Source organism: Desmospora activa DSM 45169 (assembly GCF_003046315.1).
Taxonomy (GTDB): Bacteria; Bacillota; Bacilli; order Thermoactinomycetales; family DSM-45169; genus Desmospora; species Desmospora activa.
Genome location: NZ_PZZP01000001.1, coordinates 1,985,891 through 2,009,060, shown reverse-complemented (window position 1 = coordinate 2,009,060; position 23,170 = coordinate 1,985,891). Strand labels below are relative to the sequence as shown.

The window sequence follows — 23,170 nt, the reverse complement described above, 5'->3', positions numbered from 1 at the left end:
CTGGGATTATTGATTCCGCCGTGCTAGCCATGTTTCATCCCCTTCCATTCCATACTGGGCAATTAACCGGATCCATTTCTCTTCCGCCTCGTACCAAGCAGCCGTATTTTTATAAGATTCAATCGATCGAAACAGGTCGGCAAAAGCATGGAAAGGGAAGTCATCGGTACAGATATGACGCTTGGAGTAGATGTCCATCGGTGCATCACAAGCGTGGTATCTCCCCGTCTCCGCTTCATAAGACCAAGTAAAGTGTGGTTTATATGTTGCGATACGATCGAGCTGTTCAATCTCCTCTTCACGGAATAAATGGAGAGAACGCCAAGCTGCCTTAATCATTTTACTGATTTCCCCTTCATCCTCTTCTTTGGTTATGGGGGCAAAACGTAACAATAGCAGGAAAGGAACGACAAAGTGATCCGGGTAACGGATTGTTAAAAAGTATATAAGTGGTTTAAACTCAGCCCACCTTAATACATGTGGACGCCAATGTGCTGCATCGTCCCATCCCAATCGATATGGATGATCAAGGGAGGGGTGTTTGAACAATAACATCGATTGAAATATTTTATCGCCAATATCCACTAATAATCCGATTTTTGGTTCAATTTCAAAGTAAATGGGCTTCGCTAACGCAGGATAGATGAGTGCTTCTTCGTCTTTCACCTCATTATCACTTGTAAAACGAGCGTACTCATTCCAAAAGTTTTTTTGCTTAAAAACCGTCTTCCATAAATCGTATTCATCGATGACTTCGATATCGATTTGGTAATGATGTACGATGCGGTTCATTTTACTCTGTTGAGTTAACGTATCATAAAGGTCCTCATGACTCACTTCGTTTATACGCGCACGTATCACCTGCTCATCTGTTTGTGGAAAGCGAATAATCACATGGCAAAAAAAAGACATCAAAAACTGTATTAACACCAAACAGCGCGGATCTTTTCTACTTTTGGCATAATAGATCGACACCGTATTCTCTTCTTTGGCTTTGTTACAAGCACATTCATAGGCGGATCGTTCAAAAGATAGGGCCAACAATGGGATCAGATCAGCTAGTAACTTATCAGTGTCCGTTGGATTTAATGTCAATTGATATTGCATGATCCCTGCATATTTGTCCAACATTTGTTCTTCATTCATCACAAATCCCTCGCTCAACCAACGCTTTTTTTATACGTCTTCGGACAACTCTTTCGCATCGGCTTCAATGGAAGATTAAATGGTGTAGGTCAGTCCATTCACATTACTAAGAACACTCATTTCACCCCTATACCATGATAGTTTATCATAAGATCATATGTTTGTATTAAGTGTTATACATACAAGGAAGTCAGTAATTTTGTCTGAATGGGCAACAATGGTCGATTCGTTGGATGTCATGATCGATCTTGCATTGCCCATCAATTCAGACTATAGTTGTTATAAAGGCATCAACAAAAGTGTAGTTGATATAAAATCATCAACAAAGGTGGGGTTGATGGAATCATAGGATGCAGGAGGTGAGGACGTTGCCGCAAACTTGTATTTGTATTGCTGGAGATGTAAAAAAGTCGAGACAAATGGAGGGTCAGCATCTCATTACAGCGTTACAACAATGTGAGGACAAGCTGAACAAATCCTTCTCAGAAGAGCTTCTCATTCCCTTTGCTGTAAGAAACGGAGATGAAATCGTCGGTGTTCTCAAAGAATTTCCCCAAGGGTATCTCGCTGCTAAAACGATGATGGAAGAGCTAAGGGGAAAAGGGATTCATCTGTATATCGGGCTGGGTCTTGGGGAACTGGAGTCGACACAAGCGACGATTCACACCATGAACGGAACCGCTGTCTACCATGCGTTTCAGGCCAGAGACCATTTTTTGAAGCAACAGCATCAACAAGCCAAACCTTGGCTGCTGGGAGAGGATGCCAGCTCGTTTTTCTTTTATGATGAAGCGGTTCCCTACCAAGCGCTTAACGCCCTCACCTACTCCATTTGGGAGAAGATTGTTCATCGCAGTGAAAAACAGCAAAACGTGATTCGGCTGATTCAGGAAAACCCCCAATTCAGCTATGAACAAATTGGAAAAAAGCTGGGTTATAAATCAGCCAAGTCGACGGTGAGCTATTTGTTATCTAGAGCCCATTATCCGCTCGTTCAGGCGATGGAGGCTAGCTTGATGCAGTTGTTGCACCGATTGCAAGCAGGATATTTGACAGGGAGGTCTTAAACCCCATGCTTCTCTTGTTTCTTACCTTTTTATTGGCGCATTTTGCAGCGGATTTCGTGTTTCAGGGTCATCGCCTGATTCAATTGAAAAAGAAACATCTGCATCAAGGGTTAGCCCTTCATTCGCTCTGCCATCTGGTCATCACCATGTTGGCTGTCTCCTTGTATACGGTTATCGTGGGAGATCCCGTTGATATTACATGGGGAACGATGGCAGTTGCTGCTTTTTTTGTCGCGATCCTTCATTATCTGATCGACTGGATGAAAGTGGCGAGCGGAAAGCGATTTACCAACACCATCATTTCCGCCGGGCTTTTCCTCATCGATCAACTCCTCCATGTGATCTCGATCATTGTGGTGCTTCATACCATGGGCCTTATCCGCTATTCGTTTGCGGCGTTTAAGGCGGATTCGCTTCAATTCTTATTTGGACATATGATCTTTTCCGATCCCGTCAAGTTAATGCTACTTGTCATTATTTTTATCCTGGTGACCCAGGGAGCCGGTTACTTTTTAAACATCCTCCTGCGGAATTTGGGGCCAACGCCTAGCCTGGGGAAAGGGACGTATAGTATTGCCGATGAACAGACCCAGATCAAAACATATCACAATGAGCAGGGAGAAGAAGCACAGGAAGTCATCACCGTGAAGACGGAAAGGATCTACCGAGATTCTCCCCATCATATCGGCCGCTATATCGGCATGATTGAACGGGTGCTCATCATCATTTTTATCGTACAAGGGATTCCCCATGGCATGATGTTTCTGATCGCAGTGAAATCCCTGGCTCGCTTTAAGCAATTTGAAAGCAAAGAGTTTGCCGAATATTACCTCGTCGGCAGTTTATCCAGCGCCTTGATCGCCCTAGTTTTCGGGTATGCGGTGCTGCGGATTATTTAGCAGTCGAGATTTGTTCAATGGTTTGCTTTCGGAGCACCGATCCCTGCAAAATTAAACTGCAACATAACGGGCGTTATCTTATTCTCAAGTGAGAAAAAAGGAGGAAACTACTGATGAACCATCGTTTGACACAATTATTGCACATTCGTTATCCCATCGTACAGGCAGGGATGGCGGGAGGAATTGCCACCCCTCAGCTAGCGGCGGCGGTTTCGGAAGCGGGAGGATTGGGGACGTTGGGTGCCGGTTACTGGAACGCTGAGCAGTTAAGACAGGCGATTGCTGTGGTACGGGAACGGACAGCACGACCGTTTGCGGTAAATCTATTTGTAACAAAAACGCCCGATCAAGAAGAAGATGACGGGGAAAAAGTGAAAAAGCGACTAGGCATTCTCCGGCAGCGATGGGGACTTTCTACCACACCACAGCAAGGAGAGATGGAGGATTGGCGCCGGTTGTGGTCGGTGGTACGGCAAGAGCGTGTACCTGTGGTCAGTTTTGCATTTGGCCGACCAGAGGCGGCGGAAGTAAAAGAGTTGCAAGCAGGTGGGACGGTTGTGATCGGCACGGCTACTACAGTAGCGGAAGCGGTAGAATTGGAGAAAATCGGGGTAGATGCACTGGTGGTCCAAGGCTGGGAAGCGGGAGGACATCGCGGTGGATTTCATCGACCGAATGATGAGAGTGGGATCGGTTTAATGGCGCTGTTGCCCCAGGTGGCTGACCGGGTGCAAATCCCGCTGATTGCAGCTGGTGGGGTGATGGATGGTAGAGGAATGGTTGCGGCGATGGTGTTGGGGGCGTCAGGGGTGCAACTGGGGACGGCGTTTCTCACCTGTGTGGAAAGCGGCGCCCATCCGGCGTATAAACAACGGGTGTTGCAATCCGATGATGAAAGCACACATCTCACCCGTTCTCTGACCGGTAAAACGGCGCGGGGAATTCGCAATGCGATGATGAAAGAGCTGGAGTCCCAAGGCACATGGCTTCCGTATCCGCTTCAGCATCAGTGGACGCAAGAAATACGGCAAGCAGCCCAACGAGCCAATGATTCGGAGTGGATGTCGCTGTGGGCAGGGCAAGCCAGCGGGATGAGCCGGGAGGAAAAAGCGGGGGAACTGATACGCCGGATGATGGAAGAGGCGGAAACGGTACGGTGGAATTAGTGATGCCCGAGTTATTGAATGAGGCAAGAAAACGAGCATCAGATGGGGGCCCGCTGGATACCGTATTTAAAAATATCATCAATGGTATCTGGGGGGACTCAGAAACGATATCCGGTTTGTTTTTAACCAAACCAGAAGGGTTTCTATAGCTTAAAGGCGATTCAGCAAAAAGGTTAAATCAACAAATAACGTTTTCTTTAGAAGGAAAAAGGACAAGCGCTCGCGAATAAAAATATTGCAAGCGCTTTCTCATACAGGTTGTTTTCTTTTTTTGCATTTTGCGCAAACGGTTGCACAATTAGTCAAGGGGGTTAAACGAAATGAAGAAGTGGAGTCAATGGTTGTCAGTCGCGGTGGTGATGTTACTGGTGCTTACCGCCTGCGGTCCCCAGGATGACGGAACGGACGCCGATGGTACCGGTGCGGAGGAAAAACCGCAGCAGCTGGTGATCTGGGAGAATGACGAGGAAATCCAGGTGGAACACACGAAAAAGATGGCTGCTAAGTTTGAGGAAGAGACCGGGATCGAGGTAAAGGTGATCGCACTGAAACAGGATGATCAACAACAGAAGCTAAGCCTTGACGGACCTGCCGGCAAAGGACCCGATCTGGTGACATGGCCCCACGACAACAACGGGGAAGCGGTGTTAAAGGGGTTGATCCGGCCATTAGAAGTGGATAGGGAAGTCACATCCGCCTTTATCGATCCTGCGATTGAAGCGATGACAGTGGAAGGTGAATTGTATGGATTGCCGCGGGTGACGGAAAATGTAGCCTTGTTTTACAACAAAGCGATTTTAGAGGAAGCGCCGAAAAGCTATGAGGACTTGGTCGCTTTTGCCGAGGATTATACCGATACCAAGCAGAAGCAGTACGGATTTTTATTTGAAGGAACTAACTTTTACTTTAACTATTTTTTGTTTGATACGATGGGTGGATATATCTTTAAACAAGGCGATGGGACCTATGATGCCGATGATATCGGTTTAAATAGTGAGGGTTCCGTCAAAGGCATGGAGAAACTGGAGGAGCTGTACCAGGCAAAATTGATTCCTACGAATCTTAACGCAGATACGTTAAATGGATTATTTAAGGAAGGAAAGGTAGGAGCGGTGATCAGCGGTCCTTGGGCGGTACGGGATTATCAGGATGCCGGGATCGATTTTGGGGTTGTACCAATTCCGACGGTGGAGGGAAAACAGCCTATCACCTTCAGCGGTGTCAAAGGACTGTATCTATCGGCATACAGTGAACATCCTTACTGGGCGACGGAGCTGATGAAGTTTTTAACCAGTGAAGAGGCGTTAAAAGAGCGGTATGAAGATACTGGGGAAATTCCGCCGGTACAGGCGCTGTTGGACGATCCCCTGATCAAAGATGATGCGATTGTTTCTGCCTTTGCCGAGCAGTCAAAACATACGGTGCCAATGCCCAATATCCCGGAAATGCATCAGGTGTGGGAGCCGATGAATCATGCCGCAACCTTTGTGGCCCAGGGCAAACAGACCCCACAGCAAGCGCTAGACAGCGCGGTAAAACTGGTGAAAGACAAAATCAAAGCCCAGCAAAACTGATGCAAACAGGAGCGGGCTTGCCGTTCCTGTTTGTGCGTTGAGGGACCATTCGAGTTTGTGGTCGGATGGGTTGCCAATCTTGATCGTCGATTGCAAGGCGGAAGGCTTGGGTTCGGCGGTGTGATTTACTGTGCCTTCCGTCTATCTGATTTGTTGAAAGGAGTCTCAACATGGAGCCCCAGAGACAACCTACCACCAGCCGAGCCGGATCTTGGGGGAAACGGAATACAGCCGCACTGCTTTCCGTTTTTTCTATGGGTTTGGGCCAGTTGTATAACCGACAATGGATCAAAGGATTGCTGCTCTTGATCCTGCAATTTTCCTATATCATCGTTTTTCGCGATATTTTCAATATGGGTCTATGGGGGATTGTCACACTAGGGGAAAAACCGTTTCGGGATGATTCCATCATGTTGATGGCGGAAGGGTTAATCGCCATTTTCTTGATTTTGTTCGGGGGTCTGTTTTACGCCCTCAATATTCGCGATGCGTATCAGGTGGGGCGGATGCGGGAAGAAGGGTCGCGCCCGCCGGGTATTTGGGCTTCTTTCCGTGCAGTGACAGATAAAGGGTTTCCCTATCTGATCGTCTTTCCTTCCTTTTTGTTCTTGGTGTTTGTCGTTATCTATCCGTTGTTGTTTATGATGTTGATCGCCTTTACCAACTATGACCTCTATCACTCGCCGCCGGCGAAACTGGTGGATTGGGTGGGCTTGGATAACTTTGTGGCGCTGTTTCAGTTGGATTTGTGGCGAAATTCTTTTATCAACGTCTTTTCCTGGACCGTCGTGTGGACCTTGGTAGCAACGACGGTGCAATTTGCCTTGGGCCTGATCCTGGCAGTGCTGATCAATCAGAAACGGGTAAAAGGAAAGCGTTTTTTTCGCACCGTATTGATTTTGCCTTGGGCGGTACCACCCTTTGTTACCATTATCACCTGGTCGGCGCTGTTTAACGATGATTTCGGTTTTATCAATCAGATGCTTACAACGATGGGAATCGGGGCGATTCCATGGTTAACGGATGTGTTTTGGACTAAAGTGGCATTGCTTTTAATCCAATTTTGGCTGGGTTTCCCCTTCAATATGGCGCTATGTACTGGTATCTTACAAAGCATCTCCAGTGATATGTACGAAGCAGCGGAAGTGGATGGGGCGACTGCATTTACCAAGTTTCGCCATATCACGCTTCCCATGGTGCTGTATGCGACGGCACCGCTTTTGATTGTCCAATACGCCGGAAATTTCAATAACTTTAACGTGATTTATCTGTTTAACCAAGGGGGACCGGCAGTGCCGGAGTCGACGGCAGGAGGCAGCGATATCCTGATCTCCTGGGTGTATAAATTGATGTTTGATATTTCCAAGTTTAACTATGCCGCCGCCATCTCCATCGTCATCGGCCTGATTGTGATGAGTTTGGCCGCCTATCAGTTTACCCGCACCCGCTCCTTTAATGAGGAGGATATGATCCAATGAGCGAACAAACCAAAACCAATATCGGATTGGGACTCACCTATGTAATATTGCTGGTGATGGTAGTGGTGACGCTGTTTCCGATCGTATGGACGATTGGGGCCTCGCTTAACCCAGGAACCAGCCTCTTTTCCACTCAGCTGATTCCGGAGAAGGCGACCCTCACCCATTATCAATACTTGTTGACCGATCCAAACAGTTCGTATCTCACCTGGTATAAAAATTCGTTGAAGATCTCCTTTTATACCGCGATCTTATCGGTGTTGCTGACATCGATCACCGCTTTTGCTTTTTCCCGCTATCAGTTTATCGGGCGCAAGTATACATTGATGGCGTTTCTGGTGTTGCAGATGTTTCCCTCACTGATGGCGATGGTGGCCTTTTATGTGTTGCTCAATATGGTGGGGTTGCTGGATAATCACTGGGGTTTGATCCTGATTTATCTTGGGGGGCAGATTCCTTTTAATGCATGGCTGATGAAAGGATATATGGACACCATTCCCCGGGGATTGGATGAAGCGGCACGAATCGATGGAGCCGGCCATCTGACGGTCTTTTTCCGGATTATGATGCCGTTGTGTACCCCGATTTTGGCGGTGGTGTTTCTGTTTAACTTTATGGCGCCGATGATGGATTTTCTGCTGCCACAAATTGTATTGACCAGTCCGGAAAACAAAACATTGGCTGTGGGCTTATTCGATATGATCAATGATCGTTTCGGCCAATATTACACCCGCTTTGCCGCCGGTTCCGTCTTGGTCGCGCTCCCCATCGCCGCTGTTTACCTGATGTTGCAGCGCTACTTTATCTCTGGGCTGACCTCCGGTGCTACCAAAGGGTGAGGAGGAGGATATACATGTTGTTGGAAGCGATTGAGCATCGGCCCAATGGGGAGATGGCTTTTCCCCTGGGGCCCCACGCCTTGAAGGTGCGCATCCGGGTAAAAAGAGGGGATGCCAGCGCAGTCGGTCTCTTGCATGGGGATCGGTATCAACCGCAGGAACAGGATCAGCCGCTTCCCCTGGAAAAAGTGGCAGTTGACAGCCGCTTTGATTGGTGGGAAGGGGTGATTCCCACAGCGACGCGCCGTGTGCGCTATTGTTTTTGGCTGGAGCGGGAGGGGAGGCGCTGGTGGGTGGGAGAAAAAGGCGTTTGCCAGGAGCACTCCCAGGCGGGGGTGTTTCAATATGCCTACCTCTGTGAGGGGGATCTGTTTGAGGTGCCGGATTGGGCCGTAGATACGGTCGTTTATCAGATCTTTCCGGAGCGGTTCGCCAATGGCGACTCCCGTAACGATCCACCGGGGACACTCCCTTGGGACTCATCGTTACAGCCGCAAGCGGACAGCTTTTACGGCGGCGATTTGGCGGGGATTATCCAAAAGATGCCGTATCTAGCCGATCTGGGAATCAATGCGATTTATTTAACGCCCATCTTTCGCTCTCCCTCCAACCATAAATATAATACCGATGATTACTATCAGATCGATCCCCATTTTGGTGAGTTGGAAACGGTAAAAGCGTTGGTTCACACGGCTCATCATTATGGAATGCGGGTGATATTTGACGCGGTGTTTAACCATGCCGGTGACGGTTTTTTTGCCTTTCGCGATGTGGTGGAAAAAGGGGAGGCATCCCCCTATAAGGATTGGTTTCGGATTGAGTCATTTCCGGTGACAACCACACCACAACCCAATTATGAAACCTTTGCTAATGGAGTTTCCACCATGCCAAAACTGATGACCCAGCATCCGCCCGTACGGGAATATTTGCTACAGGTGGCGGAGTATTGGACGCGGGAAGCAGGGATGGACGGGTGGCGCCTTGATGTAGCTAATGAAGTAGACTTTGCTTTTTGGCGGGAGTTTCGCCGGCGCGTGCGTTCCATCAATCCCAACGCCCTCATCATTGGTGAGGTTTGGCATGATGCAGGGCCGTGGTTGCGTGGGGATCAGTTTGACGGAGTGATGAATTATCTGTTTCGAGATGCGGTACTCGCCTTTTTTGCGGAGGTTCCATCGATGCAAACGTCTTTGCTGAAGAACTAACCGCCGCGCGCATGCGTTATCCGGATCAGGCAAATGCGGCCATGTTCAACCTGTTGGGCTCCCATGATACCGAGCGATTTCTCACCATGTGTGAAGGGGAGCGACGAAGGATGCAACTGGCGGTCTTGTTTCAGCTCACCTACTGGGGCATTCCCATGCTCTACTATGGCGATGAGGTGGGGATGACAGGGGGCCCAGACCCGGATTGTCGCCGTCCGATGGTTTGGGATCGCGCGGAGCAGGATGGCGATCTGTTGGCATGGCACCGAAAACTGTTGGCGTTGCGGCGGGAGTTGGCCCCGTTGCGTCGCGGGGATGTGCGTACATGGCTGGCGGATGGAGAAAAAGGGGTGTATGGCTTTCTGCGCCGACTGGAGCGAGAGACAGTCGGTGTAGTGTTAAACAATAGTCCCCACCGTCGTCGGATGGTACTGGAGACAGCGGAGTGGAAGGACGGCACGGAGGTGGTGGAGCGGCTGAGTGGTACCCGCTTCACGGTTAAGAAGGGGCGAGTGCGGCTCACATTAGCACCGATGAGTGGGGCTGTATTAACCTCGCTTTAGAGAAGGACTGATTAGATTGGTAAATCTGGTGAAAACGCCTCTATTCCTTAAAAGGTCTAGGGGCGTTTGTAAAATGGAAGCTCTACGGCTGTAAATCAAACCGGAAACAGATTCCATCCAGGATGGTTTGAAGGCCAAACTGGAATCGATCTTCCAGACTGGTCGACATCAAATGTTTCATCATCGGTTCAAGGTCTGGGTATTTTTCGATCCCCTTTGGTTCATCGTGGAAAGATCCCGGTGAATTTTGATTTTCGGCTACTCCGGTAAAACGTACCTCTTCCATCACAAAGCCGATCACATAGTTGTTTAATAGATCCAGGGCCAATGTCGCTTGTTCTTGTTTCATCCCCGTCGACAACAGGTTTTGGTACAGAGATTGGATCAATTGCAAACGATGCGGCGTCAGGGGGGGGTATTGGCGAAGATATCAACGGCGTCACGATACCGAAGCATCGCTCTCCGATAGCTTTCTAACCCCAAAGCCAAATGGATTGGCAACGCAGCCGTTATTATGTTTGGCGCAGTTTTTATGCGCGTCTGGATTCATGACACTTTTGGTGAGATCTTCTCCAGTCAACTACCTCCTTTGGGTAATCCAATGTATCTGGAGAATCGACAGATGTTGTTTGTCGGCATCGCGATCAGTCTGTCCATTTTAAGCTTTTTAGTGATTATTTCGTATATAAAACCTTGGGGGAAAAGAAAAAAGTACAAAAAGAAAGCAACGTGACTATGATGAATCACGTAATGCCTTCTAGTCGAACGTCAGTGGGATAGCATTATATCACTCCTGTACTTCAACCATTGAACCTCTCCCGCTTTCGGAATTTTCTTACCACCAGAATCAAGAAGCATTCACGGATGGCTAGTGCCGATGGTGGTGTTGGATTTTCGATTGTGGATGTACGATAAGCGGTGATAAATAAGAAAAAGCAGCTTTCCGTTGGAGAGCTGCTTTTTTCACCATCGTAATCATGTAAGGTCGTGGTGAAGAGGCAACCAAACGGTAAAACAGATTTCCCCCTTCGCATAATCGGCACGGATCTCCCCCCCATGTAGCTTTGTCACGTTTTTGGCGATTGCTAGCCCAAGGCCGGACCCTTCCCCAGTACGGGATGCATCCCCAGTGACAAAGGTGTCAAATAGGCGTGATACCAGCTCAGGATCCAGTTCTTTTACTGGATTCGTTAGGGTGATTCGGGCCATTTTACCTTCTGGGACAGCTTGTATCCGGATCCATCCATCCTTTCCGTATCGAATAGCGTTATCCAACAAATTTTCAAATAGACGGGCTAACAGGGATGGATCCCCATCCAACAGTAGAGAGTCCTTCGGCAATTCCCTTTCCAACCGAATCTCTCTTTCCGTCATGAGGGGGGATGCTTCATCCAACAGCTGCTCCAATAGGTGGGTAAGTGAGATTGATTCTTTGCGCAGACGAACATCGGGATGGGTCAGTTTGGCATATTCAAAAAGATCTTCGATTCTTCGCTGAAGTCCACGGGATTTGTTTAGAGCAATTCCACCATAGGCCAGAAGTTCCGCTCGTTCGAGATTCGGTTTATCCTTCATCAACTGCAAATAGCCGATAATCGATGTAAGAGGGCTGCGCAGATCATGGGAGACATTGGAGATCAATTCCAGTCGTTGTCGCTTCCAAGCCTGTTCCCGTTCCCAAGCGGATTCTAGACGTTCGGCCATGCGGTTGATATTGGAAGAGAGAGAAGCCAGCTCATCCCGCCCCTTCTCGTGCAAGCGAAAGGATAAGTCTCCTTTGGCGAAGCGGTCCATTCCGTGAGCTAGTTCGCGGATTTGGTTTAATTTCCTTCGGGTCAACCACAGGTATGTAAATAGAAATGTAAGGATGGCCGCAGGTACCGTGAGAACAGGGTTCCCTATACGGTAGGTGGTCGCTTGCCCCTCCGCCGTTTTTACTCCAAACAGATAACGTTTTTTTCCATCCGCCGCAAAGGGATAAACGGTGACTATCTCCCGCTTCTCTGGATGGTCGCTCGGATCTTCGGTTTGTGTTTCCATCCTCTGTAGAAAGGAATGGATATCGATTGGTTCAGCTGATAGAGTACGGGTATGGAGTAACACTTTTCCCTGCTCATCGGTTAAAGCCAGGGACAAGGAATTATCGTGACTATATCGATCTAGAAGTTTTCTTTTTTTCTTATTGAGGGGCTCTGACACCAGATTTCGTTTCTTTATTAGCATTAGCTCCCGTTGGACTTCCTGTTGAGAAGGATAATAGTAGCGATTTTTTTCGGTGACGCCGATTCCGAGTAAAAAGAAGGAATAGGGGGCGATGATTGCGACCAACAGGGAGATCACGACAAAGCCGATCATCTGAATGCGTAGACTGGATACGATCCAGTTCCAAAAAAGACGAAATGATTTTCGCATTTTTTCATCATGCCCTCCCCGGGTCGGGAGATTGCTCTGCTTTATATCCCACTCCCCAGACGGTTTGAATAACCGTGGGACGGCGTGGATCAAGTTCTACCTTTTCCCGGATTTTGCGGATATGGACCATAACCGTATTGGCGTTTGTCAGCATCGGTTCGCCCCATACCCGTTCATAGATGTCTTCCGAGGGAAAGACCACTCCCGGTCGCTGGGCCAGAAGATAAAGAATATCAAATTCCCGCGGGGTCAATCGTACCGGCTTCTCCTCGACTAAAACCTGACGACGCTCCGGGTCGATGGTAAGATGTTGCAATTGAATGATCCCTGCCGTCATTTCCGCATCCGAGCGAAGCATCTGTGATCGGCGAAGTTGAGCTTTGATCCGGGCGACCAGTTCCAACGGGTTGAATGGTTTGGTAACGTAATCGTCGGCACCGACAGTCAATCCTTCGATTTTGTCTATGTCTTCCGTTTTGGCTGTTAACATAATGATCGGCATTTGATATCGATCCCTGAGACGCATACATACCTCTACCCCGTCTATCCCCGGCATCATGCGGTCGAGAACAATCAGATTCAGATACTTTTTCTCCACCAGCTCCAATGCTTCGACTCCGTTTTTTGCCTCGATAACCGTAAAACCTTCATTTTCCAGGTACAGTTTGATTAACCTTCGGATCTCAGGGTCATCATCGACGATCAGGATGGTGGTGGGGCGATGCATGGGCTTCTCCTTTCGCTACCCATCTAGCCTGGGAAAGCAATCTTTTTAAGGATCATGCTTTTCGGTGGTAGTGGCTTGGGTATACAAGACTATTTTTAGGTAAGCGATGATCGGCACATAGACGGTCAAAATCAATTGTATCACGAGGTAGGTTTCTACTTTCATCCTGATCGCTCCTCCGGCCGAATCGGTTTTCGGCAAATGTAGACAAAGGCGGGGGGGAAGTTACGTGGTACCCAACGGATTTCCACTTGCTGAAAACGTTCCTCCAACAGCGGCTTAATCTGTCGTGAATATTGATAAGCGGTAAAAACCCCATCCGTTGTCAAGCGGTCCCGTACCTGATCCAAGAGAGCGCTTTGAAGCGATGCGGAAAAATTGGTGAAGGGGAGGGACGAAAAGATGGCATCCACCTGATCGAGCCCCTGTTTGCCTAGAATATCCTCCATCTCCCATGCTTCCGCAAAATGATGGAGTTCCGGATGGTTTTGGCGCAAATGGGAGCGAAGAACCGAATCTTTTTCAAATATCAATGCTTTGGCATCGGGGTGGAGTCGCTGTTTTAATTGAGCGGTTACCACTCCAGTTCCCGCCCCCAACTCAACCGCGGTGTTTACACGCTCCCAGGGAATCGGGCTTAACAGTGCTTGTACCAGTTGAGCAGAACTGGGCGTTATACTGCCGATTTGAAGAGGAGAGCGGAAAAATCGAAGCAAAAAGATCATTCGATCAACTAAAGTATGCATCACTACCAACTCCCTTAGAGGATAGGTCCATCATAGAGACAGGACCTTAAGAAAACAGGAGTCAAATTCTTATCATTTCCTTAAGTGCGCAAAAAAGTGATAAAAAAAGAGATGTGAATGAATTCCCTGCGCAATCGCGGCTAGGATTCCATTACACATCTCAAAGTATGTCCAGAAATGGAAAATTTCTTGTTTAAATCCCCGGTAAAATCCCTGTAAAGAGGCTGAGGATATACACCATGACAAGAGCGCTCATACCGGCGAGAAATCCACCGACGGTCCATGCTTTTAATGTTTGGCTGATCGTCAGTTTGCCGAACTTATTAACCACCCAAAAGCCGGAGTCGTTGGGCAGCGAGAGGCCGACACCGCCGGCACAGATGGCTAGTCCCAACAAAATGGGAGAGACGCCTAAGTCATGAGCAAGCGGACCCATGATGCTGGAGGTGGTTACAAGAGCGACAGTGGCGGAGCCGAGGGAGGCCCGTAAAATTTGGGAGAAGATAAAGGCCAGCAACAAAGCGGGGATGCTCCAGCTCTGCATGGTAGCAATCAGATGATCGCCGATCCCGCTCTGGTTGATGACCGCTCCAAACGCTCCCCCTGCTCCCGTAATTAGGATAATAATCCCCGCTGAGGACATCGCTTCTGAATAAAGCGCTTTCTTTGGCGCCGAAATATAGGGGGAGAGCACAATCATGGCTGCGATCACACTGATAAACAGCGCGATATTCTTTTCCCCGATAAAACCGAAGAAAGTAGCGATCGCCGTATCCGGTAACAGCAGTTGTGACACCGTGTTGGTAAGAATCAGGAGGATGGGAAGAGCCAACATGATGAAGGACAGGCTCGTGCTGATCTCCTTTTTAGCAGTAGCTGATGCTGTGGGTTCCGTTTCTTCGATTTCTCCATGATGTTGAATGCGCTTTCCAATAAACAGACCATAAACATAACCGCCGATCAAGGTAGCTGGAATCGCACAAATCAAACCGTATAGGATGAAGAGACCGAGATCCGCTTTTGTGTTTTCCGCAACCACCAATGGACCGGGGGTGGGGGCGATCATACTGTGGGAGACGATTAAGCCGACACCGAGTGCCGTGACAAAAGAGACAATGGAGATTCCTGTTTTCTTGGATAAGCTTTTGATTAACCCACTTAAAATGACAAATGCAGCATCAAAAAAGACGGGAATCGAGACTGCGCTACCGGTAAGGGCGAGACCGGCAGGGGATTTTTGAATGCCAAAAACCTTTAAAACTGCCTGTGCGATTTTTTCAATCGCGCCGGAAGCAGCAAGAAACTGGCCAAAGATCACACCGAGACCGATTAAGATACCGACACCTGCCAATGTGTTGCCAAAGCCGGTGGTAACGATGGCGGGGGCTTCCTTTACGGGTATGCCGATGACCAGAGCTGTTGCAAATGCGACCCCGATCAAGGCCAAAAACGGTTCCAACTTCAGCTTTAAGATTAAAAAGAACAATACGGCTAGCGACAGCAAAAAGATCACGATCAACATATTTCCGGTAACCATTGAAGCTTTCCTCCTTTTATATTGTGCATGCCTCTTCTCGGATTGTTGTTGAAGGCAAGGCAATTGGGTCAACTCGATCAATGTCCCATTGCGGAAGGGGGATCAGCCAAGGTGACCACACGAGGGGGCACCGTAGTCCGTTCAACCTCTTCCGCAATGAGAAAAAGGGGATTAGTGTTGCTCCAATTTCTCTACCACCACCTTCAATGTATCCGCTGTGCCGACATTCCCAGGGAAAATCACATAGGGAATAAACGGAAAGGTGCTTTCCGCCCCCGTCTCCCATACGGGAATGCCGGGTTCGATTTGGCCACGTACTGTGGCGCGTTTGACACACAGCCCTTTGGTGCCGACATCGCTGGAAGTGATGCCGCCCTTGGCGATAACATAACTGGGTCGAACCGCAAACTCCCGCACAATTTGGGTGACGGCATCGGAGATTTTGACCGATAACGCCAATTCCTCTTCTTGCCGATTCTCTCCTAAATCGAGCCGCTCCCGTTGGGTGTAAATCACGGTCGTCACACCCTTGGATACTTGTTTTTCCGCTTCAGTGCGTACACGGCTTACTTCTGCGGCGAAGGCTTCCGGTTGTAGTACCAGATGAGAGTTAAACGGTATGAAATGAAGCGACGACAGGCGTTTTAACGCTTCCAGCTGCTGTGTCGTTTTTTGTACATGGGAACCGACGATAATCAATCCGCCGTTGGCGGAATCCGCTTCAATCAAATCCGACCGCTCTAGCAGTGGACGGGAGGAGATACCGCCAATCACTTTTGTAAAGGTGGCTGCGGTGCGGAAGAGAAAGCGCTTTCCCTGTGCGAGAGCCTTGATCAGTGCAATGGAAAAGACTGTGATATCCGCTTCCTCCAATGCATTGACGACCACTTTGCCAAAGTGGGATATCGCTAAGAGTTGCTCGGTAATCTCCTCAATCGCCAACCGACGAAGCGATGATAACGAGATGTAGGTCACTTCTTCTTGTTTGTAGGCGCCTTTCGTTTTTTCCTCAATCCATGCGCCGAGATGGCTGGCTTGGAAACCGAATGTCCGATCTTTGGCAAATTCAGTTTCCCCCGCTGGAATCAGCTGTTCATCCTGTTGCACATAATGAATATTGTCGATCGTCAAGCGCCCCCCTTCCTGGAAGAAAGGGATCAGAATCTCTCCGTCAATGCGCTGACCGCTGCTGTGTTCAATTGTCTCCTTCATCACGGCGGTTTCCAGCGGATAATGACCGCGCAGGGTGGAGTCGCTGCGGCTGATCAACAGATAAGGCTGCTTCAGTTTGGCAGCGATTCGTTCTACCCGATGGGCGATGTCGCGATGAACTTGTTCCGTCTTTTTAGCCGAAAATGAGCGGGAGTTGGTCAGAATGAAAAAGAGGGAAGCGGATTCCAGAAATCCCTGTTCAATCGTGCTCTCTTCCCAGTCGGTATACACCGACACGCCGTGGACCGTCTGTACACCAGTGGGATCATCATCAAGCACGATAACTTTATGATCGAGGGACGGGTAGGTCTCTTCCCACAACTGCTGGATGGCGATGGTGTCAGCCGGTGGATAGGAAGCAATCACTTCCTCAGCTTGTCTCATCCGCTTCTCCTCCTTTCTTGACCACGACGTGAGCCAACTTCTCATAATATTGAACCAGTCCGCTATGATCATCCGCCGCTTTGCCGTCCACTTTCAGCGCATGGAACATCTCCAGCACTTGACTGGACAACGGCAGCGGCACACCGATGGCGTGGGCAGTATCCATGACGTTAGTTAAATCTTTGAGGTTGATGTCGATACGGCCGCCGGCGACAAAGTTACGTTCTAATATCATTGGTGCTTTGGCGTCAAGAACAGCGCTTCCGGCGAGGCCACCCCGAATCGCTTGAACCATTTTCTCGATATCGATTCCAGCCTTGGCGGCTAGGACAAGTGCTTCCGACATGGCCGCAATATTGACGTTCACCATAATCTGGTTTGCCAATTTTGCTGTCGTGCCGCAACCGTTTTCACCTACAAGCGTGATCTCCTGCCCCATACAGGCGAGAAGCGGTTTGACCCGTGCAAATGTCTCTTCGGCTCCCCCCACCATGATTGCCAGGGTACCATCGACCGCTTTGGGCTCCCCGCCGCTCACAGGGGCATCCAACATCGCGATCCCTTTTTCCTGTAAAGTGGCAGCGATTTCTTTGGATACCACCGGCGATATAGAGCTCATATCAACTACGATGCTGCCTGCACTCGCTCCATGGATAATTCCGTTTTCACCAAGGACTACACTCTGGACATGAGTGAAGTTGGGTAACATCGTAAAAATGACTTCGCTTTTTGTAGCGACATCCTGAGGAGAGTCACCGGCCTGTGCACCGGCTGCAACCAGCTCTTGGATAACGGATGAATTAATATCGTACACGGTAACGTCATAGCCGTGTTTTAACAGATTGAGCGTCATTGGCTTTCCCATGATTCCTAAACCGATAAAACCGAGTCGCATAATGGCCCTCCTATTCATATAAAAGCGTTTTCATTGAGGATATTGTACACAAATAATTCGTTTTTGTATACAATAAATTTTATAATGTATACATTTACCTGTGTATTCCTTTTCATTGCTGGGCAAACCCACTATACTGAAAGAAGGAGCTCAATGAGCAAAAAGGAGGGGAGTTGCTGTCGCCATCGATCACTTGACAGCAGCGTACAAACATTGACACGAACATCTTCACAATCCGCTTATTTACACGCTTATGAAGCGATACGCGATAAAATCCTCAGCGGTGAACTGCCGAGCGGTTCCAAACTGGTGGAAGAACGGTTGGCAAAGGAGTTGGGAGTCAGCCGTACCCCTGTGAGAGAAGCGATCCGCCAGTTGGAGCAAGAGGGGTTGATTAAGCAAAAACGGGTGGTCAATCCGACGGAGAGTGACTTACGGAATATTTTTCAGGTTCGGATTTTGCTGGAAGGATACGCCGCTCGGGCGGCAGCCACCTATATGGATGAAGCATCCCTCCTCTGTCTGGATGAATGTATTACCATTGGCCGTACGGGGTCGGTCGAAGACGTGATGAAGGCCAATAAAACCTTCCATGACCAGATTGTACAAGCGAGCCGCAATCCGATGATGATCGATATCATCGATCGTATGCAGTCGATCATCTACCTGTTTCGCAAAACGGTCGTCATTTATAAACGACCCGGTCTGATCGATGAGCATGAGAAAATTTATGAAGCGATCCGTACCCACGATGTCGATGAAGCAGAGCGGCTGATGAAGGAGCATTTGCAGGCGGATTTAGATTTTTGTCTGCACTTGATTTAAGCGTGGATGAAACGAGCATAGCGGTTTTCCGCTATGCTTTCTTTTTTCCAGCGATCCAAGTAAAGTGTTTGAATTTACAAACAGAAGAGGGATTTAGCTTTTCCATCTCTAATAAAAAAATACAGGTAAAATTAACAATGTTCGTGTATAATCAGCGGGTAATCCATGTGAAATGGAGGATATGCGTATGAAACGCTTTGCTCGCCACATCGCCATCGTTTGGTTGGCCATCTTTACCCTGTTGATGACGGCCGTGGTGTCGCCAGTCGCTGCCGCTGCGGGGCCGATAACGGTTGCCGATGCCATTGCCAACAATGATGGAGCGGCAACGGTGGAAGGTTATATTGTGGGTACCACCAGTACAACCAGTTCTTTTGGAACGGGAAATTTTGCTGCACCCTTTTCGGTTAACACCAATCTGCTATTGGCGGATGATCCCGATGAACGGGAAAAAACGAAGCTATTACCGGTGCAACTGCCCAATAACACAGTGCGCCAGCAGTTAAATCTGGTGGATCATGCTGAGCACTTAGGAAAAAAAGTGCGCATCAGCGGGGATCTTGGCGCCTATTTTTCCGTACCCGGCTTGCGCAATGCTTCTTCCTTCAGTTGGGCTGACGGGACTGAACCCTCGGAACCGGTCAGTATCCAGGAAGCTCGCTCTTCTCTGGGCAGCCGTGTGATCACGGAAGGAATCGTCAATGTGGACAATGGAGTTCTCTACCCCGGTAAACTGTCGGTTTACATACAAGACGGGGACGCGGGCATCCAACTGTTCAGCCATAATGCCAACCAGTTTCCCGCTGTAAAAAAAGGGGATCAGGTTCGGGTGAAAGGGACCGTGGGTGAGTATGATAATGTCACCCAAATTATCGTCGAGGAACTGGAAGTGTTGACGCAGAACCAACCGGTGGAAGCAAAAGCGGTCACCCTGGAGCAGTACCGTGATGCGGCTACAGCGGAAGCATTGGAAGGGCAATTGGTCATATTGGAAGGGTTTATCCGCCATGTGCCCGATTATTACAACGGTGGGGCGAATGTGACGGCGATCAACGAGAACTTTGATCCTTTGACCCTGCGCATCTGGGAAAGCACGGGGATTGATCTGGGCTTGCTGGAAGGGGAGAAGTGGTATCAAATAACGGGCATCTCCAGCCAGTACCGTGACAGCTATCAGCTGCTTCCACGGGAACAGTCGGATTTGACCGTTTCCGATGTGCAAAAAGAAAAGCCAACCACCGATGGACGTCAATTTGAAGCGGTGGTGGAGCGAGTCGTCGATGGGGACACCATTCGTTTACAGGAACCGGTGTTGGGGTCGACTACGGTTCGATACCTTAATATCGATACCCCGGAAACCTATCACAAGGTGGAGAATGAACTAGACCAAAACCAGATGGATCACGGCAACCGGGCTGGAGCGTATCTGGGCACCCTGTTGTCGCCTGGGGATACGGTAATCCTACAATTGGGAGAAGAGCCCACCGATAGCTATGGTCGTATCTTGGCTGAGGTGGTGCGGCAAGATGGCCTTAACACCAATCTAAAGTTGGTGGAAGAAGGATATGCTGCCACTTACTTTATTTGGCCCTTTAAGAATGAGGAAGTGGAACGCTATGGTGCGGCGCTAAAATCGGCAAAAGAGGCGGGCAAAGGAATCTGGAACCCGGATGATCCGCTGTTGGAGCAGCCGTTTGTCTTCCGGGCGCGGGAACGGGGCGATGAGTTGTTCCGTCCCGCCGGTGATTATCGCAGTAAAACGTATGTACCTGCTGATCAGTGGGACTCGATCCCGGATGAGTGGCGTGTCTTCTTCCACTCGGAAGCGGATGCGCAGAGAGCCGGCTATCAACCACAAGCACAGACACGCACTGGGCAGCTGGAGCAACTGCGTTCCCAATTGGGACAATATCACCAAGCAGGTGAGGTAACGAATTCGTTGTTTAAGCAATTGGATAACGATGTGGAAACGCTGATTCAGTTGGAGAAGCAGCGGAAACAAGCAGAAGATCAAGGGGACGCGAAAAAGGCCGGCAATCTTCAGTATCAATGGGAAAAGGCTTGGTCCAAGACCGGCGCTGATTTGGAAAAAGGTTACCGCAAACAACAGGTCACCGTTGAGGTGTACCACGGGCTGAAGGAAGGGCTGGATCGCTTGGCACCAGCCGACAGCGGGTTGGGCAAAGAAAAAGCAAGTTAAAAAAGGAGGGAGATCCCTTACGGTAGAGGTGAAAAACGTCCTGCTCATAAGATGAACCAAAGCACGGATTATACCGAAGGGATTATCAATCACGTTTTCGCAAAAAAATGGGCGGCCTTTCTCCGGCGAAACATCGGGAATAGGCCGCTTTTTACTGTCGACGGGGGCGGGACAAGTCTATAAAAGGAAAACCCTTCAATACATAAGAGCTTCTTGGTTCTGATAGCAAAAAATTTCCATTTCTTAACGATAGCGAAAACGGGAGAGGTTTACCGGTAAATCGTCCTTCCGTGTTTGTCTTCAATCCCCGACATCCGGTAATAGTAGGTGTTTACTTGATCGCGCCACTCGACTGCATTGGCAAGCTGGGCGTCAAACTTGACTCGCACATGCTGGTACAAGGCTTCAGGCAGTTCTTGTTTATGGGATTCCCAGGCAGCGATAAACGCTTTTACTTGCTCCACCCCATCAAAATGGGAATCGTAAATATGTTGGATGACGGTTTTGCCGCTCGTTAACACATGAGTATAGGGAACATGGTGAAAAAACAGCAACAATTCGTCCGGACAGGTTTGTAGGTTTTCATAGCGTGATCCCACCGGCTCTGCGTATTGGCTGACATAGTTGCTCCCTTTTCTCGTCCGGTCCACCCCAAGCCCATTCCGATCGGAAAAATGATAGGTACCCCAAGGCGAAAACTCATAACCATTAACATTTGGACCGTAATGATGGCCGGGATTAACCATCCAGCCGATACCGAGGGGGGATGTATACGACTCATATACGATCCATGAACACTCTTGAATCGATACAATTGTCTTGCGGACGTTTTTCGGTAAATAAGGATACGTTCGGTCCGCCCATTCCTCTGCAATCGCGTGTAGACAGCGTTTTGGATTCCACGCCAGTTGACCGTAGCCGTATAGATTGGCTTGGGCAAAAGAATGCCCGGTCCAGTTTTCATCTCTGCCCGTATTGACGACAGCGGTCATTCCTTGCCCAAACCCGCCATTTGCCCGGCCGGACACGAGGTCTGCGACTGTTGTGTCTTTTCCGTTTGCATGGGTATCAAAATCGAGAATCTCTTTCCACTGCGGGGGCAAATAACAGACATCAATCTGCTGGCCGGTATATTCCTGGGTTATCTGTAGCTCTATCACATGCTTCGTCTGCTTTAATGCGCCAATTAACGGAGAGACCGCCTCACGCACTTGAAAATCCATCGGTCCGCTTTTAATTTGCAAAATGACGTTATCAGCAAAAGCGCCATCGAGGGGAGCAAAGTGGTCGTAGGCCGCCCTTGCCCGATCCGTTGAGCGGTCACGCCAATCTTGGAGGCAATCATAGACAAAGCAGCGCCAAAATAGATGGCCTCCATAGGGTTTAAGCGCTTTTGCCAGCATATTGGCCCCGTCAGCATGGGTTCTCCCGTAACTGAAGGGCCCTGGGCGATGTTCAGAGTCTGCTTTTACAACAAAACCGCCAAAGGAAGGAATCGATCCATAAATTCGTTCCACTTGTCGCTCCCACCAATCGGCGACAGAGGTCTCGAGCGGATCCGCCGTATCCAGTCCACCGATGGTAATCGGGCTGGCATAATTAATACTCAAAAACAACGTGAGTCCATACTCTTGAAAGAGTTTGGCCAGCCATGCCACTTCCGGCAGCCAGCGATTTGTAATTAGTGCCGACTCCTGCTCGTGGACATTGACATTGTTTATGGTTAACGCGTTGATGCCCACGGATGACAACAGCTCCGCATAGGAACGCATGCAGTCTTCATCCTTGGTAAAGGATCCGCCTTCAAAAAAGAGCGATCTGCCTGCATACCCCCGTTCGACGGAACCGTCCATATTGTCCCAGTGGTTAATCATTCGAAAAACATTTGCCGGCTTTTCCTGTGCGGAGATTTCCAGTAAGGGTGTCCCAAGCTGAATTTCCTTCAAGAAATGGTAGAAGCCATAAAGCAATCCGCGTTCTTCTTCAGCAACAATCCACAGGCGTCCTTCTTCGGAAAAGATGGTGTAGCCTTCACTTCCGAGATTCGGTGTGCTTTCTTTTCCAAGACTGGTCCAAGTGCCGATGATGACATTACTCTTCCCTGTGTCACGGTCTGTGATGGCTGTCTCTACAAAAAACTTTGCTGCATGATTTTGACACAGGCGTCTAATCGTTGCAAACATCGGTGCATCGCCAACCAGTGACAGAAGAAGCTTTTCAGTCCGGGGTTTTGATGATTCAGTCGTCAGCCAGCAAGCCTCTCTATCGGTTGTCACCGTTTCCAATATGATTTCA

20 protein-coding genes are annotated in these 23,170 nt (G+C 49.0%); 11 read left to right on the top strand and 9 right to left on the bottom strand.

Annotation, left to right across the window (positions count from 1 at the left end; translation table 11 throughout):
• Positions 1–6: 6 nt before the first annotated feature.
• Positions 7–1,146, bottom strand: coding sequence for a hypothetical protein (locus C8J48_RS09780; RefSeq protein ID WP_107726336.1), 1,140 nt, complete (start codon positions 1,144–1,146; stop codon positions 7–9).
• Between the two features lie 368 nt (positions 1,147–1,514).
• On the opposite strand from C8J48_RS09780, the gene C8J48_RS09775 reads away from it, so the two are divergent.
• The 8 genes from C8J48_RS09775 (at position 1,515) to C8J48_RS19195 (ending at position 9,937) form a co-directional block, all read left to right on the top strand.
• A complete protein-coding gene (locus C8J48_RS09775) occupies positions 1,515–2,213 on the top strand; it encodes a SatD family protein (protein WP_170105348.1) in 699 nt (232 codons plus the stop codon).
• A gap of 5 nt (positions 2,214–2,218) precedes the next feature.
• Positions 2,219–3,112: a DUF3307 domain-containing protein gene (locus C8J48_RS09770; protein WP_107726332.1), complete on the top strand. Its 894-nt coding sequence runs from the start codon at positions 2,219–2,221 to the stop codon at positions 3,110–3,112.
• A 113-nt stretch (positions 3,113–3,225) separates the two neighbouring features.
• Positions 3,226–4,278: an NAD(P)H-dependent flavin oxidoreductase gene (locus C8J48_RS09765; RefSeq protein WP_107726330.1), complete on the top strand. Its 1,053-nt coding sequence runs from the start codon at positions 3,226–3,228 to the stop codon at positions 4,276–4,278.
• Positions 4,279–4,598: 320 nt separating this feature from the next.
• Complete coding sequence (locus C8J48_RS09760) at positions 4,599–5,852, top strand: extracellular solute-binding protein (RefSeq protein ID WP_107726327.1); 1,254 nt, start codon at positions 4,599–4,601, stop codon at positions 5,850–5,852.
• A 170-nt stretch (positions 5,853–6,022) separates the two neighbouring features.
• Positions 6,023–7,330: a sugar ABC transporter permease gene (locus C8J48_RS09755; RefSeq protein ID WP_107726325.1), complete on the top strand. Its 1,308-nt coding sequence runs from the start codon at positions 6,023–6,025 to the stop codon at positions 7,328–7,330.
• 56 nt (positions 7,331–7,386) lie between these two features.
• On the top strand, positions 7,387–8,169 hold the full coding sequence (locus C8J48_RS09750; protein ID WP_425430478.1) for a sugar ABC transporter permease: 783 nt from the start codon (positions 7,387–7,389) through the stop codon (positions 8,167–8,169).
• Between the two features lie 14 nt (positions 8,170–8,183).
• Positions 8,184–9,374: a glycoside hydrolase family 13 protein gene (locus tag C8J48_RS09745; protein ID WP_281261198.1), complete on the top strand. Its 1,191-nt coding sequence runs from the start codon at positions 8,184–8,186 to the stop codon at positions 9,372–9,374.
• A 41-nt stretch (positions 9,375–9,415) separates the two neighbouring features.
• Complete coding sequence (locus C8J48_RS19195; protein WP_483863832.1) at positions 9,416–9,937, top strand: alpha-glucosidase C-terminal domain-containing protein; 522 nt, start codon at positions 9,416–9,418, stop codon at positions 9,935–9,937.
• A gap of 82 nt (positions 9,938–10,019) precedes the next feature.
• Here the strand turns inward: C8J48_RS19195 and C8J48_RS09740 are convergent, their stop codons facing one another.
• Positions 10,020–10,346 carry a TetR/AcrR family transcriptional regulator C-terminal domain-containing protein gene (locus C8J48_RS09740; protein ID WP_107726321.1) on the bottom strand — a complete coding sequence of 109 codons (327 nt, stop codon included), beginning with the start codon at positions 10,344–10,346 and terminating at the stop codon, positions 10,020–10,022.
• Between the two features lie 123 nt (positions 10,347–10,469).
• On the opposite strand from C8J48_RS09740, the gene C8J48_RS18545 reads away from it, so the two are divergent.
• On the top strand, positions 10,470–10,670 hold the full coding sequence (locus C8J48_RS18545) for a hypothetical protein (protein ID WP_146160473.1): 201 nt from the start codon (positions 10,470–10,472) through the stop codon (positions 10,668–10,670).
• 242 nt (positions 10,671–10,912) lie between these two features.
• Here C8J48_RS18545 and C8J48_RS09735 read toward each other — a convergent pair whose 3' ends face one another.
• The 6 genes from C8J48_RS09735 to garR form a co-directional block, all read right to left on the bottom strand.
• On the bottom strand, positions 10,913–12,349 hold the full coding sequence (locus C8J48_RS09735) for a HAMP domain-containing sensor histidine kinase (protein WP_107726319.1): 1,437 nt from the start codon (positions 12,347–12,349) through the stop codon (positions 10,913–10,915).
• A gap of 7 nt (positions 12,350–12,356) precedes the next feature.
• Positions 12,357–13,076: a response regulator transcription factor gene (locus C8J48_RS09730; RefSeq protein WP_107726317.1), complete on the bottom strand. Its 720-nt coding sequence runs from the start codon at positions 13,074–13,076 to the stop codon at positions 12,357–12,359.
• Between the two features lie 161 nt (positions 13,077–13,237).
• A complete protein-coding gene (locus C8J48_RS09725) occupies positions 13,238–13,822 on the bottom strand; it encodes a class I SAM-dependent methyltransferase (RefSeq protein WP_107726315.1) in 585 nt (194 codons plus the stop codon).
• Between the two features lie 193 nt (positions 13,823–14,015).
• Entirely contained in the window at positions 14,016–15,359 is a 1,344-nt protein-coding gene (locus tag C8J48_RS09720) for a GntP family permease (protein WP_107726313.1), read from the bottom strand.
• Positions 15,360–15,530: 171 nt separating this feature from the next.
• Positions 15,531–16,955, bottom strand: coding sequence for a four-carbon acid sugar kinase family protein (locus C8J48_RS09715; RefSeq protein ID WP_107726311.1), 1,425 nt, complete (start codon positions 16,953–16,955; stop codon positions 15,531–15,533).
• Positions 16,942–17,850, bottom strand: a complete 909-nt coding sequence (gene garR / locus C8J48_RS09710) for a 2-hydroxy-3-oxopropionate reductase (protein ID WP_107726308.1) — start codon at positions 17,848–17,850, stop codon at positions 16,942–16,944. The genes C8J48_RS09715 and garR overlap by 14 nt, the downstream gene beginning before the upstream one ends.
• 153 nt (positions 17,851–18,003) lie before the next feature.
• Between garR and C8J48_RS09705 the strand changes: the two genes are divergently transcribed.
• Both C8J48_RS09705 and C8J48_RS09700 read left to right on the top strand, forming a co-directional pair.
• Positions 18,004–18,675 carry a GntR family transcriptional regulator gene (locus tag C8J48_RS09705; protein ID WP_211316614.1) on the top strand — a complete coding sequence of 224 codons (672 nt, stop codon included), beginning with the start codon at positions 18,004–18,006 and terminating at the stop codon, positions 18,673–18,675.
• Positions 18,676–18,862: 187 nt separating this feature from the next.
• Positions 18,863–20,875, top strand: a complete 2,013-nt coding sequence (locus C8J48_RS09700) for a DUF6359 domain-containing protein (RefSeq protein ID WP_170105344.1) — start codon at positions 18,863–18,865, stop codon at positions 20,873–20,875.
• Positions 20,876–21,144: 269 nt separating this feature from the next.
• On the opposite strand, the gene C8J48_RS09695 is transcribed toward C8J48_RS09700, so the two are convergent.
• A complete protein-coding gene (locus C8J48_RS09695; protein ID WP_245891205.1) occupies positions 21,145–23,151 on the bottom strand; it encodes an alpha-glucuronidase family glycosyl hydrolase in 2,007 nt (668 codons plus the stop codon).
• Between the last annotated feature and the right edge of the window lie 19 nt (positions 23,152–23,170).